At 61.6% G+C, this 15,235-nt stretch carries 9 protein-coding genes; 4 read left to right on the top strand and 5 right to left on the bottom strand.

Going from position 1 to position 15,235, the window contains the following annotated elements; translation table 11 throughout:
- Nucleotides 1-68: 68 nt before the first annotated feature.
- Both ACG04R_RS14870 and ACG04R_RS14865 read left to right on the top strand, forming a co-directional pair.
- On the top strand, nt 69-1,262 hold the full coding sequence (locus tag ACG04R_RS14870; protein ID WP_394411893.1) for a ComEC/Rec2 family competence protein: 1,194 nt from the start codon (nt 69-71) through the stop codon (nt 1,260-1,262).
- Nucleotides 1,259-3,529, top strand: a complete 2,271-nt coding sequence (locus ACG04R_RS14865; RefSeq protein ID WP_394411890.1) for a Mov34/MPN/PAD-1 family protein — start codon at nt 1,259-1,261, stop codon at nt 3,527-3,529. Before ACG04R_RS14870 ends, ACG04R_RS14865 begins: the two co-directional genes overlap by 4 nt.
- Nucleotides 3,530-4,479: 950 nt before the next feature.
- On the opposite strand, the gene ACG04R_RS14860 is transcribed toward ACG04R_RS14865, so the two are convergent.
- Genes ACG04R_RS14860 through ACG04R_RS14850 form a run of 3 tightly spaced genes read right to left on the bottom strand, consistent with a single transcriptional unit; the run spans nt 4,480 to nt 8,874 of the window.
- The gene (locus tag ACG04R_RS14860) at nt 4,480-5,751 is read right to left on the bottom strand and encodes an AAA family ATPase (RefSeq protein ID WP_394411887.1); all 1,272 of its coding nucleotides are present in this window, start codon (nt 5,749-5,751) and stop codon (nt 4,480-4,482) included.
- The gene (locus tag ACG04R_RS14855) at nt 5,741-7,990 is read right to left on the bottom strand and encodes a transposase (protein WP_394411884.1); all 2,250 of its coding nucleotides are present in this window, start codon (nt 7,988-7,990) and stop codon (nt 5,741-5,743) included. Before ACG04R_RS14855 ends, ACG04R_RS14860 begins: the two co-directional genes overlap by 11 nt.
- Nucleotides 7,981-8,874, bottom strand: a complete 894-nt coding sequence (locus ACG04R_RS14850; RefSeq protein ID WP_394411882.1) for a TnsA endonuclease N-terminal domain-containing protein — start codon at nt 8,872-8,874, stop codon at nt 7,981-7,983. Before ACG04R_RS14850 ends, ACG04R_RS14855 begins: the two co-directional genes overlap by 10 nt.
- Nucleotides 8,875-9,165: 291 nt before the next feature.
- Between ACG04R_RS14850 and ACG04R_RS14845 the strand changes: the two genes are divergently transcribed.
- Together ACG04R_RS14845 and ACG04R_RS14840 are read left to right on the top strand one after the other, a co-directional pair.
- Complete coding sequence (locus ACG04R_RS14845) at nt 9,166-10,047, top strand: hypothetical protein (protein ID WP_394411880.1); 882 nt, start codon at nt 9,166-9,168, stop codon at nt 10,045-10,047.
- Between the two features lie 470 nt (nt 10,048-10,517).
- Nucleotides 10,518-14,267, top strand: a complete 3,750-nt coding sequence (locus ACG04R_RS14840) for a hypothetical protein (protein WP_394411877.1) — start codon at nt 10,518-10,520, stop codon at nt 14,265-14,267.
- Between the two features lie 8 nt (nt 14,268-14,275).
- On the opposite strand, the gene ACG04R_RS14835 is transcribed toward ACG04R_RS14840, so the two are convergent.
- Both ACG04R_RS14835 and ACG04R_RS14830 read right to left on the bottom strand, forming a co-directional pair.
- On the bottom strand, nt 14,276-14,602 hold the full coding sequence (locus ACG04R_RS14835) for a hypothetical protein (RefSeq protein WP_394411874.1): 327 nt from the start codon (nt 14,600-14,602) through the stop codon (nt 14,276-14,278).
- A gap of 44 nt (nt 14,603-14,646) precedes the next feature.
- Nucleotides 14,647-15,235 (bottom strand): hypothetical protein (locus tag ACG04R_RS14830; RefSeq protein WP_394411871.1); only part of this gene is annotated, 589 nt, incomplete at its 5' end.

Raw genomic sequence — 15,235 nt, 5'->3', positions numbered from 1 at the left:
AGCTAGTTGCCCCGTCTGTTTGGCTGATGTAAACTAATCCTGACCATCCATTGTAGAGGGCAGAACTCATGGCCGCCAGCATCACCTTCTTTCCCGTCGACAACGGCGACATGACGCTTGTCCAGCTTGCCGACTTGGCAGGCACGACCATCCTGGTCGACATCAAAGTCCGCGCCGCAGCGGACGACACGAACGACAAGACCCGGGACGTCGCCAAGGACTTGCGGGACATGCTCAAGAAGGACGACAAGGGTCGGCCGTATGTGGACGCGTTCCTGAACAGCCACCCCGATGACGACCACATCATGGGCTTCGAGAAGCACTTCTACGTCGGGCCGTTGTCCGAGTACCCCGATGACAAGAAGCCCTACAACGAGCGCCGCATCGTCATCCGCGAGCTCTGGTGCTCGCTCATCGTCGAGCGCCGCGCGTCGAAGGTGCACAAGTTGACGGATGACGCCAAGGTGTTCAACAAGGAAGCGCGCCGTCGCATCGAGGTCAGCCGCAAGAAAAAGTACGTCGGCGTGGCCGAAGGCGACCGCGTGCTGGTGTTCGGCGAGGACGACGAGTCCGGGGACCTGGGCGGCATCCTCATCAAGGTCGACGAAGCCTTCAGCAAAGTGAACGAGCAGGACGTGTCTGCGTACTTCACGGGGACCATGCTGGGGCCGTTGCCGGCTGCCGACGATGCGGAAGACGAACTGCTCGCCAAGAACGAGTCAAGTGTCATCCTGAACATGTCCATCTCCGCCGATGCCAAGACTCCGGGCGCCTGCCGCTTCCTGACCGGCGGGGATGCCGGGGTCGAAATCTGGCAACGGCTCTGGAAGAAGCACAAGAAGAACCCCGACGTGCTGCGCTACGACGTCCTGCAAGCGCCCCATCACTGCTCGTGGCGGTCGCTGTCGTACGAGAGCTGGGGCGATGCGAGCGAGAAGGGCACGACCGCCAAGGTCAATGACGATGCGCGTAATGCGCTTGCCCAAACCCTGGACGGTGCGTTCATCGTGGCCAGCTGCAAGGAAATCAAGGACGACAAGGACGACCCGCCGTGCTGGGGGGCCAAGCTCGAATACGAGAAAATTGTCAAGGACGTTAAGGGCACCGTCATGTGTACGGGGGAGTACCCGAGCAAGACCTCGCAGGCCCCTCTCAAGTTCGACGTGACCGCAGAAGGTCCGACGATGCCTGCGAAGAAGGCCAGCGACGCGAAGAACCTGGGCATCTCGGCCGCCGCGCGCACTCCGCACCCGCACGGATGAAGAAAGGTCGTCTTTCGCAGCCGCTACTCGAAGCTCAACGCGTACTAGGATTGCACCCTGCGGTCAGGAAGGTTGGCGAGTTCCGCGAGCGGCGGGGCGGCGGGCACGCCATCGACATCGACGTTGAGGTCCCGCTGCCCACGCGGGCACGCTCGAAAGGTCAGTCGGCCTCCGGCGTTAAAGCGGTGGAGACCGTCAGGTTCACGTTCCCAGCCGACTACCCCTCCCGCGCGCCCACACCGACGCTGCGCGCCAAGTTCCCGTCGAACCTGCCGCACATCAACCCGCACGACGCCAACGAACGCGTGCCGCCATGCATCTCCGAGGGGAACGTGGACGAGTTGATGCATCGTTTCGGTTTTGAGGAAGTTGTCGACCAGACGGTGCAGTGGCTCTCTGACGCTGCCAACGGCTTCCTAATCAAGCCCGACCACGGCTGGGAACCCACGCGTCGAGACGACACCACTGCCTGGCTGCGCTTTGACGCGTACTCTGCGCTAGAGGTGCTGCCGACTGACGGCTCGGTCCTGACGATGGAGTCGTACGTCGCCGTGAAGAAGGCCCTCGCCTGGTTCGAGCCCAAGCTTTCCACTGCGGGGACGTCGCCGCAGTTCAGCACGTTGAACGAAAAGGACAACCCGAAGGACGAATGGGCGCGGGGGACGACGACGGTGTTCTTCGCCTGCGCGAAGTCGGTTGACGGCGAGAGGCCTGCCTTGGGCGACTATCGGCCTGACACGGTGGTCGACGGGGCATCGCTACTAGCCCGCGCCGCGGAGTTGGGCATCGACGCAAAACAGCTCGAGCAGGAGGTGGACGCCTGGCTAGAGGCCTGCCTTCCAAAGCCCGGCAAAGACTGGCCTTGGGCATCTGAGATCTGCTTCGGCGTCGTGCTCGCTGCGCGCAGACCTTTCAAGCTCGTCGCCGACCACCACCGCGACGTGGAGTTCATCCCGTACGTGCTGCGCGTGCCCAAAGCAGCGACGGTGAGGTCGCTGAAGACCGCGAAGGTGTCGGGAGCATTGCATTCGCGTGAACTATCCCCGTCCCTGCTCGCAGCTGTCTCAGGATACGCAGACGTGGATACGACGGCGGGCTACCTCCTCATTGGCTGCGGCAGCGTCGGCTCCAAGGTCGCCGCACACCTCGGGCGAGCCGGGTTCGGCAACGCAGTTTTCCTGGACAACGAGTACTTCGAGCCGCACAACACGGCGCGCCATGCACTGAACGTCGGGCGGCGTCTTGCCCTGATGAAGGCATCCGAGATGCAGGCGCTGTTCAAGACGCTCGGCCACCCCGGCACTCGTGCTCTGGAGGGAGATGCCGTGGCCTTCCTTGCTCGCCATCAGCAATCTTTTGGAGAGGGCCTGCCATCCAACTGCAAGTTGATTCTGGACGCGACGGCTTCCCTGCGGGTTGCCGCCGCGGCGGTAGCATCATCAAACCTTGCAGGTGCTCACGCCGGCCGCTATTGCAGGGCAATGCTGTACGGGCAAGGGCAAGTTGCGCTTCTTCTCCTCGAGGGGCCTGGCCGGACGCCGCGCTGCGATGACTTGATGGCTGAATTGTTTGCCATGTGCCGCAACGACCACAAGCTGCGCGAAGCAGTGGGCTTTGGCTCGCGCGACCCGCGGCGTGTTTTCATCGGCGACAACTGCGCATCATTCACGATGCCCATGTCCGACAGCACGCTCTCGAGGTCCACGGCGATGATGGCAATGCAAGTGGAGAAGTGGTTAGCCGCGGGCTTACCAACTGCCGGAGGCTTATTCGTGGGCCTGTCCGAGGGCATCGGCATGCAGTGGCAGGCCAGCGACGTGCTCCCTGTCACCGCGCTCACTTCGGGGCCGCTCGGCTGGGACTTGCGGCTGTCTTCGCGCGTCGTGGAAGCAATCAAGGCCGACGCCGCGCGCTGGGGTAAGCTGGAGACGGGCGGCGTGCTTCTCGGGCACGTCGACGAGTTCTCCCGCACCATCTGCATTTCGGACTTGGTAGATGCTCCGCCCGACAGCACGCGCTCACGGGTGGAATTCAAGCTCGGTACTCAGGGCCTCGAGCAAACGTTGAACTCCGCGCGCGAAGACTCGATTGGCTATCTCTCGTACGTGGGCACATGGCACACGCATCCCATGGGCGGGAAACACTCCGGCACGGACAAGAAGACACTGGCCATCTTGGCAGCGTTCGCTGCAGGAGCTCCGATGGTGTCACTGGTCTGGACGCCCAATGGTTTCCACGTTGAAGTCGCTTACGCACGAGCTGAATGAAGCCCGCGGCGGTCAGGGGACTTGCGCGCCGCTTTCTTAAGGTAATAGAGCTAGATCGAGAAAGGTGGACCTGTATGGCCCTGTACAAAAACGCGCAATTGCTTAGGCAAAGCAGCGATGCTGCATTCGACCAAATACATGTGCCTGGCGTGGAGGCGCCCTATGCTGGCATATACAGGTGCGCAGTTTGCGGGCACGAGATTGCGATTGCTTACGGTCATACACTGCCTCCACAAGGGCACTCACAGCATCCTCCGGGACGGCCCATACAGTGGCAGCTAGCCGTGTTTGCTCAGCACAATTCCTAAGCGTCAATTGCGTGGGTGCGCATGGGAGTGAGCTCCTCATGAAGAGGCGCGCACCCTGCGTTGTGTCCGCTTTCGTTAAGGGTTGTGGGACACCTGCCCGGCGCACGCGCGGCGCGTTGCTCGGCCACGACCTGAGGGCAGGTGTCCAACGCCCCTTAACGGTAATCCCTGTTCGACGAAGCAGATGGCGGCCGCTTGGACTGCCATGTCCGGGGCCATCACTGCCGAGGTCAGTTGAACCGCCGTGAGCGGTAGTCCGGCGAGAACGAACGCCGCGGTCTCGCTGACAGCAATGTGGCCAAGACCACATGTTGGTCCGCCGGCCGCGACCGACAGCAACCGCTGGATTTTGTTGAAAAACTCGATTGAGCACAGCCGTCGAACAGAGTCGATTTGCGGCCACGGGTCATGCGGCAAACGGCAATGGCCTTCAGCGCCGCGCAAAGGGTCTCAGGCGCGATCGCGTTAGCCTTTGGACCGGCGGGACGTCCTGCAAGATGCCGTGAGCCCCTGAGGGCCGAATCTCGCGCAAGATCTCGCCAAATCCGAGTTTTTCAACAGAATCGCGGCGGACCTGCCGTTCGAAGTGGTCAGCTAGCGGTCGATCAATTCCTTCACCTTTCGTCAATGGCGAGAGGTCATTCAATCGCTGGCCATCGACGTCCAAAACAGTCCCCAAAACGCATCTTCCCGAGGAACCAGATCCTCATAACGAGCCATCCGGTGCGGCAAATCGCTGTTGAGAGCTGCGACGGCCTGCTTCACCGGTGCCAGATATTTTTCTGCCGCCCGCCGAAGATCGTCCAATGTCAATGCGTCGTCCTTGCGAGAAAACGCCACGCGGTGCGCCGCAATCCATAGCGCAATGATGATGCGAGGAATACCGGCCGTGAGCTCGATCACGAGCGAGGCCAACTCGTCGGACATCGGCAGCTTCTGCTGCACGTACTGATGCTCAACAAGTTCCTTCAGGATACCCAGCCTGAAGCCCTTGTCCCCGGCACTCTCGAAGCGTTCGAACCGGTGATAACCCATCGTCGAAAACCGCTGCGCATTGGCGAAGCGTCGTGTCAAAGCGCCGACGCCGTCCGGGGTCCCCGAGATCAAGACGGGAATCTGCCAAGTGTTGATCAGCACCAGGAGCCACTTGAGGCACAGGTCTTCGACGATGCTCAGCTCAGGGGCATCCGCATCGCCACCGCGTTTGCTGCGCTTCTTGAGTGCGGCCAGCTTGAAGAAGTTCTGGACCTCGTCCAGATGCAGGATTCCGAGAAAATGGCTAAGGGCGACGTGCCGCCACTCGTCCAGCATCTGCGAGCCGTCGCGCCTCGGTCGTTTCAGGGAGTCCTTGAACCGTGCCGCTCCCGTGCTGTGGTCCCAGGCGATCATCAGGGCCGCGCCAAGATCAACCGATCGACCACCGGGCGGTACGTCGATCGATTGCCACACCACCTGCGTATGCTCGCCCACCATCTGCGGAAAGCTGTTGTGAACGATCAGCTGCGATGGATAGGACAACAGGCTGCGGCGAATCGACTGGGACTTGCCGACGCCGCTGTGACCCACCACGACGGCGGCCGAGGCTGGAGTTAACTGCGCGCCCGTCGGCAGCCACTCGCCACTGATCGGCCGCCATGACCTGGCGTCTCTTGGATCGCGGTGGCGATAGCCTTGCCGCAGCATCAAGTCGATGGTTTGGCGCAAGCGACCTTCCTCTGCTGCCGGAATGTGCAAGTCGATCAGCCGCATCAGGTGGTGCAACCGAACGTGCTTGGGCATGCTGGCAATTTCGTTGGGCCGCCGTGGGATGCTGGTCAGTTGGGCAAGGGCCGTGACTGGCGAGATCAGCGGCCCTAAGCCCGTGACCAGCGGATTTCCGTCGTAGGGATCGTCGAAGAGGGCGTCAGTCGTCATGGTTGTTCGCTGCTGCCATGATGTCGTTCATGATTTCGAAGTACTCCTCCTCGTCACTGGCCGAGGCAGAGGCTGATGCCGGCGCTGAGTCCGCTTCCGAAGCGAGGCCGCCCAGCGACTTTTCTATCTCGCGGGCGAGGGTGGCCGACGGCGCCGCCCCCTTGGCGCGCGATATCGCCTCTGCCGTCGCGTCCATGGCATTGCGCCGAATCCAGCCTTCTCGCAGCATGGACTCCAGCCGGGCGATGAGACGAACGTGCTCCTGCCTGTTGCTGCTCAGCTTCTGGTAGGCGAAGGCATCTGCGACCTCGTCGAAGGTGAGTTCGCTTGAGGCTCGCGCCTGGTCAGAGATCTTGAGTTCTAAAAAGCCTTTTCCCACAGGATGCGGTGTCCAGACGCGGGAAATGCTGCCTGGGTAATAGCGGGCCGTGACATCTTGGTATCCAAGATTGCGCGCCTTCGCGGTCCAGTCGAGCCCAGGCAGTTGTGGCGCCTCGTAGCATTGGCCGCCGACGTAGACGCCGTCCTTTTTGATGCGCCCACCGGTCTCAGGCAGCAAATGCTGGATCAGGTCGGCGGTAGGCGTTGATCGGCTGAAGCCGAGGCCGATCTGATGCCCATAGCGCCACAAGCCGGCGGGGCTCGGATAGACACCTTCGCCGATCATGTGGACGTCCAGCCGATGGTTGCGATCGGCGGTCAGGTTGTAGCGCCAGAAGATCTCGTGGAGATGCTGGACGTACTCCGGCAGTGTGTAAGCGCTGTCTTCCATGCGGACGCGCCGCAACTCATATTCCGCGCGCCTGAAGTCGATGGCACCGGGGATGAACGGGAACTGCTGATCTTTCATGATCCGATGCAAGACCTCGACGAGGCCTTTCAGGTCGGGCCGGTACGGCGGCGCGTAGCTGCCGCAGCCTTCAAGCTTGAGAAGCGTCTGGCGCGCAGCCAAGCTCAGGTACTCACCACGGTCGCACAGCAGGCAGTAGCAGAGCGTCGGGTGCGGATCCAGGGAGATCAGCGGCTGGTACCCCCACAGCGCGCCCATCGTCTGCGGATCGGCGATGGCATTGAACAGGCTGATCTTCGCGGTCGCCCAGCTCGGGCCGGAAAGGCAGACATAGAAGCCGACGATGGCCGTGGACCAGACGTCAACAATGATGTAGACAATCGGGCGCCCGATGATCCAGGCGCGATTGACTGACGATCGCAAGTAGATGTCACCAACGGTCGAGTCGATGGCCCAGGTATGGCCCGGGCCTGGGACGCCCTTCCAGCTCTTGCCTGTCAGGCCGCGCAGCGCGCGATCAAAGTGTCCCTTGGTCGTGCGTTCTTGGATGCATTCGAGCGCGGACTTGCGCGTCGTGATCAGCCATTTGAACTGAGCGAAGTTGGGGTAGGCCCCTTCCTTCAACTCAACAGGGACGACCTCGCGGCCAACCTGCTTGTACTTGAGCACGAAGGCCGTCTTGATGACCTGCTCGTATCGGGCGCGAAGGCTGAGCGTGGGCGCCTGGATCTTGCGGTCCGCTGCGAGCATTCGGTCCTGCCACTCCTCCGTCATGCCCGGCTGTGGAGGATCGATGGGCTTGCCGAACGCTTTGGCGATGCGTTCCTCAATCGTTTTGGGCCCGGGCTTCTTGCGGCCACCCGGGCCGCAGAATCGACGCTGACCGGGCCCGCCAGACAAGTCCTGACGAGGGTACAGACTCAACTCGCTGATGCCGAGGCGAGCAAGCGTTGACCATTGTTTGTAGACATAGGTCCGGCTCACGCCAGCGGCGGACATGGCCTCCTTGACCAGTCCGCCCAAGCCCTGGTGCACGAGGATTCCTTCCTCAAGCCGCTTGAAGTCCAGGAAGCCGGCCATGGCGGCGATGCGACGCTCGTACTCCCGCTGTCGGTGCGCATTTTGCAGTGGACTGAAGCACACCGGATCGCGGTCCAGCTCGATGGACATCAGTAGGTTGGCGGCGTCGAGACGCTTGAGTTCTTCGGCATCCATCCAGATGAGCGCCCCAACGAGAGGCATCGCAGTTTTCTTACGAGCCCGCAGCGTTCGCTCAAGGCGCCGTCGACCACACTTGCGTTCTGGCTGCCTTTCCGGTGGATCCAGGTGGACCGCGACGACTTTTCCCATCCCGGGCTCATTGAGGATGACACGGTACAGGCCGGCCGCGTAGACCGCGCCGTGCTCGGGTTCCAGGAGCTTGAAGAGCTGGTTGTGCATCAGTTCCATGCCGACCTCCGCGAGACGATCGGGTTCTGGGCATGGAACGCGGTCAGATCAACGTGACGCAAGGGGAGGTGGTTGCGCCAACCTCGGTCCAGATCGACAGGTAACCTCCCTGTCCAGATCGATTGCCAAAGGGCGCGCTGCGCCCGCCCCAGGTCGCCCAGTAGTTGAGCCAAGGTTTCCAGCACGAGCCGCTCTGACCGGAACTGGAGCTTGTGCGCGGCGGCGACAGCAAAACGCAGGTCCTTGTCGCTCACGACAGGCCCCAGTGCCCATTGCGCGGTTCGTCGCAGCGTCAGCCCGACGGCCTTGCAGTATTCGTTGGGCGTGATCAGCAGCCACTCGACCTCGCGGGCTCGCCAGTAGGCTTGCTCGATGGTGAGGAGCTCGCGCTGGCGCGGGTTCTGCCAATCGTTGTTGGGCTTGTCGGATATAGCCAGGAGGACTGGGCCTCGTTCGGAAGTGAACGTCAACAGAAGATCTGTCGTCGGCACCCAGTCGGCCTTCTCAGACCGATCCCTTATCACGGGGTGCTCAATGCCAAGGCGGCGAGCGAGTTCCCGTGTTCCTGGTGCCCACGCGCCGACGTAGTCGGCCGAATAGGCAGCGAGTTCGTGCCGGCCAGGTTCCAGCGACAGCGGGAACTGCGCGCGCATGTCCAGAAGGCCGGGCACCATGATTGCGAAGAGGGCCACCACCCATTCGCCATCGCTGAGAAGGTCGTGCTGGCGGCCGTTCCACAGCTGGATATGTGATCGACCTCGGCTGGCCGGGTCTCCCCGGGAGACCTGATGCCATGCCTGATAGGCGTCGAAGATTCCCGTGCCACGCCCTTGACGAGCGAAGCGGCGCAGGACGGCCGGAGTGAAGCGCTTGGTAGTACGCATGAGTTCCCCCTCCGCGGCGCTTCGGGCGCCGCGTCAGAAATCGAAGAAAAAGGGGGAATTGACGGGCCGCAAACGGGCTCGTAGACTAGTCTTGTGATTGACAGTCTGGGGAATCCCCCCAGCAGGAACGGCGCGTGAGTTGCAGCTCTCGCGCCGTTTTTTCTTGACTATGGCCAGGTCATGCGGTTGGCTTGATTGCGGTGCGGAACCTCCAACAGTCGTTGTCGGAGGTGACGATCCATGAGCGCGGCGAGCGCCTAGGTCCCGCCGATTGTTTTGGGCCAGCGCAGAATGTCCAACAGTCAAAAAGCCGAAGGGTTTTTGACAGACCGGATTGGTCATGGGCACACTCCTGCCGTGCCTCATTCCTGCTCCAATTCCGGAGGACGCCCTCGAGTACCGCCGCACCTGCGGCTGCGCGACCGCTATCTCGCGCTCTGGCTCCGGTTCAAGATGCCGGACAGCTCGTTTGGCGAGATCGAGCGGCTTTTGAGCAATCGCACCTTCATTCGCCGGGAGGGGAATTCGCACGGGTTTCAGCAGCCGCAGAGCGTCGCTCGCGCGGCGCGCGGCCAAGGCATGTTGCCGGTCGACTTGATCGAAAATGCACGGCTTAAGCTGCCCTGGTTTGAGCCGGTCTATCTCAGTCCGCTGTGGGCAGCGCTCGGGAAGCGGGGGACGCAATCCAGCGGTGAGCCCCGGTTCTCGCAAGCCTGGCTCTCCACAACTGGACTTGATTCCCAGAGGTTCGCGAATTTCTGGACTGCGGAGGGTGAATTGCGAAGAACCTCCCGCTGGCTCATTCAACGTGCCGGCCGAACTACGAGTCTTGACGCACTTGGCCTGCTGGTTCTGTGCGGCCGACGCGAGCACTGGTTTCTCCGTGCCTCCTACGCCGGTACGTATGCCGTCGACGTGTTTCGGCGATTGTTGACCCAGTCAACAGAAGAATCTGATGCTGCTCCCCGACATCCCTTCGAGGTACTTGCCGCTGAGATTGATAGCCTGATTCATAAACAGCTACCCCGGTGGAGCCTGCTCGAAGCGGCTGCTCAACAGTTGCCAATGATCCGACCACGTCCAGCCTGGGACTATGCTGAGCAAGAACGACGAGCCAAGGCCGCACGTCGGGCTGAACTTCGTCGCCGCTCAAGAGATGTTGGCACGCGTTGATCTCCTGAACACGGAATCCGGCGCCTGATGAGTACCTTATCCGGAGGTTTCTCGCAGGGCAGCATTTCCGGCGACTTCACCACTCGGTCCGGCGCCGAGTGCGGAGATGAATCACTCCGGCAAACCCCAGGGCGATTCAGAGATGCTGGTCGCTTAAGGATGACTCCAGGCGGTCGTTTCGATAATGTGGAGCGTCCTCTCCAAAAAACAGCGGACTGTGAAGTCGGCCACGGATAGAAGCATTCGTGCGACTCGAAACTGCAGCAGGCATTCATTCGACGCCGCCGACCTTCTTGTCCGCACGTTACGCATGTGTGGGGGGGACGTACTGCTCACCACTCTGACCAAGGTCCGTACACCTCGTGATCGGTGAGACGCGCGTGAATGGATCTTGGGCGGATCCGATGCGCTCACCGCAATTTCGTCCGAGTGGCTTCTGCGCCATCCGCTCGTGGTCTACGATTCATCAGATGATCCGCGACGATGGCTATCCAGAATTCTTGGCCAACCAAGGCGGTCCGTTCGACCATCCGAAGGTTCGACAATTGCTCAAGGTTCTTGCCGGGTACAGCCTTGAGAAGACTTTGACTCTTGCTGCTGGTCTTTGCACTGTGCCACGCTTCCAGGCGAACACATACCGGCTTGAGCTGTTCGTGCAGGCCGTCGTCGCAGGGTGCAGAGGGAAGAAGACCCCGACGTGGCAGCAGCTCCAGACCTGGTTGAACTTCTTCGTCGGGGACTTCGAGATTGTGCGTCTCGAAGACCCACCTGAGGACGCGTTCGTTTTAAACGTCCTGACGAGCGTTGGCGACTTCCGCGTGCTGGGTGGCACCTGGGAGGCAGGCGAGCACGCCGCTTCGCTGCTCATAGAGGCCGTAGGCGGCCTCAAGCTGAAGAACCCAGGCCGCTTCATGGCGACCATACTCGCGCTCCTGCGAATGTCTGACGCGGTCGCCGCGCGAGCCGGCCTACCCCGATGGCACGCTGAGCAGTCGGTCTCCAAGCGCGCGCTTTCCATCGGCGCCAAGACACCATTGACCGAATGGGCCAAGCGCGTCGTCTTTACGGTTCCTGAGCTGGTCGAACTGGGAATCGAGCCTGAGCATTTGAGCCCGCTGGTTCTGAGCCCGGAAGCATATTCATCGCTCGCGGACCAGAGCAACCAAGAGTCCGATCTGCACCGGTATCCCGTCCTTCGCGTCGCTGACAGTTTCATTCTTGCGTTACCTAGCGCCGTGACCTATACCGTCCGACGCTTCATCGTTTCGGTTGCGGATGAGCTGGACCTGGTCGGCGACCTGAACAGCGCGATGATGAATCGAGTCCTCTCTCGTCTGCAGGAGGCTTTGCGAAATTCGCATCGACACCCGGTGGCCAACCTCGATTTGCCAGCGTCGGTGAGAAGCATTGGTGGCTGGTGCGTCAGCATCGTCATTCGGGTCGGGCAGCGGCGCTTTCTGCATTTTGTGGTCGTCGCGTTCGGACTTCAGGACATCGCCGATTCTGGCTACCTGCACCCTCGCGAGCTCTCGGATTCCAGGTCTCGACAGCTCCTCGAGCATATGGACGTCGTACGCAAGCATCTGGAGGACACGCAGGAGGTCGACTCCGGGCATACGTTCCTGATGGGTGGCCATCTGGGGGAGGGTGTTCTCTGGGAAGTACCGCAGCCACGCGATCGTTGGACGTTCTCGGTGGCCAGGCTTGCCGACCTCGAGATGCTCTTTCGAGACCAGGACGACCCGTCTGAACGGCTCATCCTGATGCTCAATCAGCAGGAAGCCCTTGAGCGACAAGGCGTCGAGATGCTGTTCGACAACGGCTTGCTCAATCGGTACGCCTTCTGGCTGAAGCAAGACTTCGTGACACGCATCCCAGAGATGCGCCACGACCAGGGCGGCATGCTACAGATCGCTACCGACTACGTCACGAGCTATCGAGTTCGCCGGCGTCGGTCGGTCGACGAGCATTGCGAACGTCTACCGATGGGCAAGTCCACCGTCGTGCAGCGTGCCAGCTCGGAGTCGGTGTACTGGGTCAAGCGAGATCTCGACTGTTACGTCAGCATGGATCTGCTCGAGGAAGGTGTCCTTGCCTTTTGCGCACCTCACCGCGGCTCTCTCGTCTGGGTCGCCATGGAGTCGAACAGGGGGCAGCGGATGGACCGCGCCGTGTTCGACCTTTGGGAAGGCTTGCAGCTGTTCGTGAGCCGAGCCCTGGAACTGCTTGTCGATGACCTGACTTTTGTCGCACCAGTTGTCGGCGTTCATATCGACTTCTCGGCGGTGCTACTCAGGGCGGCCCCCGAAGCTGAGAAGTCAACTAAGAAGGCACTCCGCACCTACATCCAAGCTGGGGGTTGGACGGCCCAGATAGAAGCCGAGCCGGGCTTCCTTCAGAACTTCGACAGCGTCGAAAATCGCGGCGAACAGTATCTGCTTGCAGAGGTCATCCGCGCGCTGGCGCTCGTGTCGCACGATCTTCCGCGGGGAAGGCAACTCGATTGCGAGGCGCTGGCACTTCGGGTACTGGGTGGAACAGGCGCGCGCATCCTGCATGTGCTCAGACCGTCGACGCAAGTCGAAGCTCTGCTCGCCTCAGACCGTCGTCGCATCTATCGGTCGCCGACTGAGCACCTGGAATCCAGGTTGCGCGAGGCCTTTACCTGGATGCAGGCGCCGGCGAAGCCGGTCATGCTCGATGCCGCAGCGAGCAAGGAGCGCCTGAACAAGGCGGTCGAGGTAAAGGCGCTTGCCCTCATTGCTAGGTTGCGGAAGTTCGATCGAGTTGCGATTATCGAAGAACTGCTCCGCTGCAATGAGACTCTCCTGAAGGATGCGCAGCGATGGAAGACCACCGCTCGCGCCGTGCGAGGCCTGTATGGTGTCGATGATGGCACCCGTGCTGCGCGTGAGTCCGATGCAAGCAGATCCCAGCTCCAGATAACGCTTCGCGCGCTCGTCGAGGCGGCGGCGTGCGAAGCTGTCGATATCGGTGGTCGAAGGCCTGACGACTTTTCCACGGACGAACTTGTTGGCGAGATGGCTGCGCTCATCAACCTGGGGCGGGACTCGGATGTTGTCCACTACGGGCTCTCCACACAGGGAATCCTGCAGTTCCCCAACGGCTCCTATGAGTTGAGCGCTGAGGTCATCGCGGAGCTCAGCGAACCGTTCCATAGGGCCACATTCGGACAGGGGTACGCGTCCGCGGCTGAGCGCTACGAGGAGTGGGCCGTGTACAAGCCTGCACCTGTGGATGCACTTGACGGGTCGGTCTTTGTGGAGAAGGCCTTCGTTGACGCCTGGGCAGCCGAATACGGCCTTTCGTTCGAGAGCTTTCGGCAGATCTTCGGGGGTCTCATGGACCTAGGCGCCACCAGATCCTCGGTCGTAGTGCGAGCGCGCGCCTCCGAGATCGTTGAGGCACGGGCGAGCGTGGGCGTCACGGAGGCAGACGTGGCAGCCTTTCTGAGGTCGTTTGGGCTTCCTCGGCGCTCGGGTTGGTTAGCGAAGGCTGGTCTGGACAACCCCAAAGACGTCAACCCATGGCGATACGAGCGGCGTCTGTCGGTCATGCTGCGACCGCTCATCATCCTGGATGAGGGCCAGGGAGAGTTCATGTACGGCGTTGGCGTATGCCGCGACGCTCTTCTGTATGTCATGGACAGCGTTGCCGACGCAGCGTTCGACAAGGATGTGTTCGGCTCCAGGGCGATGCGGTCGTGGCTCGGTGGGCGCGTCGCCAAGCTCGGGGCGGGATTCTCGGCGGAGGTTGGCGCACTTCTCGAATCTCACGGCTGGAAAGTGCGGCTCGAAATCAAGCTAACGGAGCTTGGCGCTCCCAAGAATCCAAATCTCGGCGACATTGACGTCTTGGCATGGCGCCCTGACGGACGGGTGATGCAGATTGAGTGCAAGCGCCTGAAGGCGAGTCGCACGATTGCGGAGATTGCTCAGACGTGTGGCCGCTTCCGCGGCAACGTGGGTGACCATCTTCACAAGCATCTGCGCCGCAGCGAGTGGGTGCGCGAAAACCAGGCCAAGATAGCCGAGTTCACCGGTGTCGACGTTGACAAGCTCCTTGTGAGACAACCGATGGTGGTGAGCCGGCCGGTACCGTTTGGCTACCTAAGCGACCTGCCCATCCCAGCATCGGAGATTGTGCAAGTCGACTCGCTGCTCAACTATGTTGAGTCTTGGGACCGAGGTGCGCTCTAACCTTGTTGTCATGAAGAAGACGCCTCACCGCCGAGGCTGCGTGGGAAGTCATGAAACCTGAGGACAGACGAAAAGTTCTTGGCGCACAACAGGTGTAAGTCAACTTGAACCTCCCGGGACCTGCGGCCGGGAAGAACGTTCAAGGTGAGTTGCCCGGACGGATACTGTCCAGCTGTCAGCGGATCAGGAATGCGCCAATGATCGTCGCTCAATTCGGCTGCGATGTCCGCGATGATCAATCTGGACTTGGCCTCCAGCTGCCCGCCCTCAACGGCCGGGGCGTCGCTGGGCAAGCCGGTGATCAGTGTCGTGACGGTCGAGTGATGCAGTGCCAAGCAACGGCACTATTCGACTTTGCCGAGTTGCGCTGAGCGATCTCTCAGTGGCCTTCCGCAACTGCCAGCTCGATGACGCGTGCCGCGTCACCCTCTTCAATGGCCTGTCGAGGCGTCCTGCCCTGAAGGCCGCCCAGCGGGGTCTCCAGAAATGAAAGCAAAGCCCAGCCCTCGGTGGTTCCCAGAGCCTTAGCAAGCGCAGGGATCACGTCCCAGACGGTCGGCTCGAACTGCCACCTGGGCAGCCGAAATCCGCGGCGGGTGCGAGTGAGGCCGATTGCTCGGCCTTCGATGATCCAGGCGTTGATGGTCGCGCGCGTGGTGCCAGCCAGCGCTGCAGCCTGGTCAGCTGTAACCATATCGCCCGCCTGCAAGCGTTCGCCGAGCGCAGCCAAGCTGCCGACTCGAAGCGAACGGGTTTGGGCAGCTGAGACATATGGCGACGGGCGCTTTTTGTTGCGGCCAATACGCGCCGAGCTTCTTGCGGATGAAAGAGTGGCGGTAGTTGCGTATTTCGGCCCAACGTGACCGCCGATTTCGGCATCGTGACCGGTCATTTCGGTCATCGTGACCGACCGCTGATTTCGGCTCATCGTGACCGGCCGTTTCGGCATCGTGACCGCCCATTTCGGC

This window comes from Pelomonas candidula, assembly GCF_043555985.1.
Taxonomy (GTDB): Bacteria; Pseudomonadota; Gammaproteobacteria; order Burkholderiales; family Burkholderiaceae_C; genus Pelomonas; species Pelomonas candidula.
Note: the sequence above shows the minus strand (reverse complement) of the source record. Positions and strands in the feature narration are given on the sequence as shown.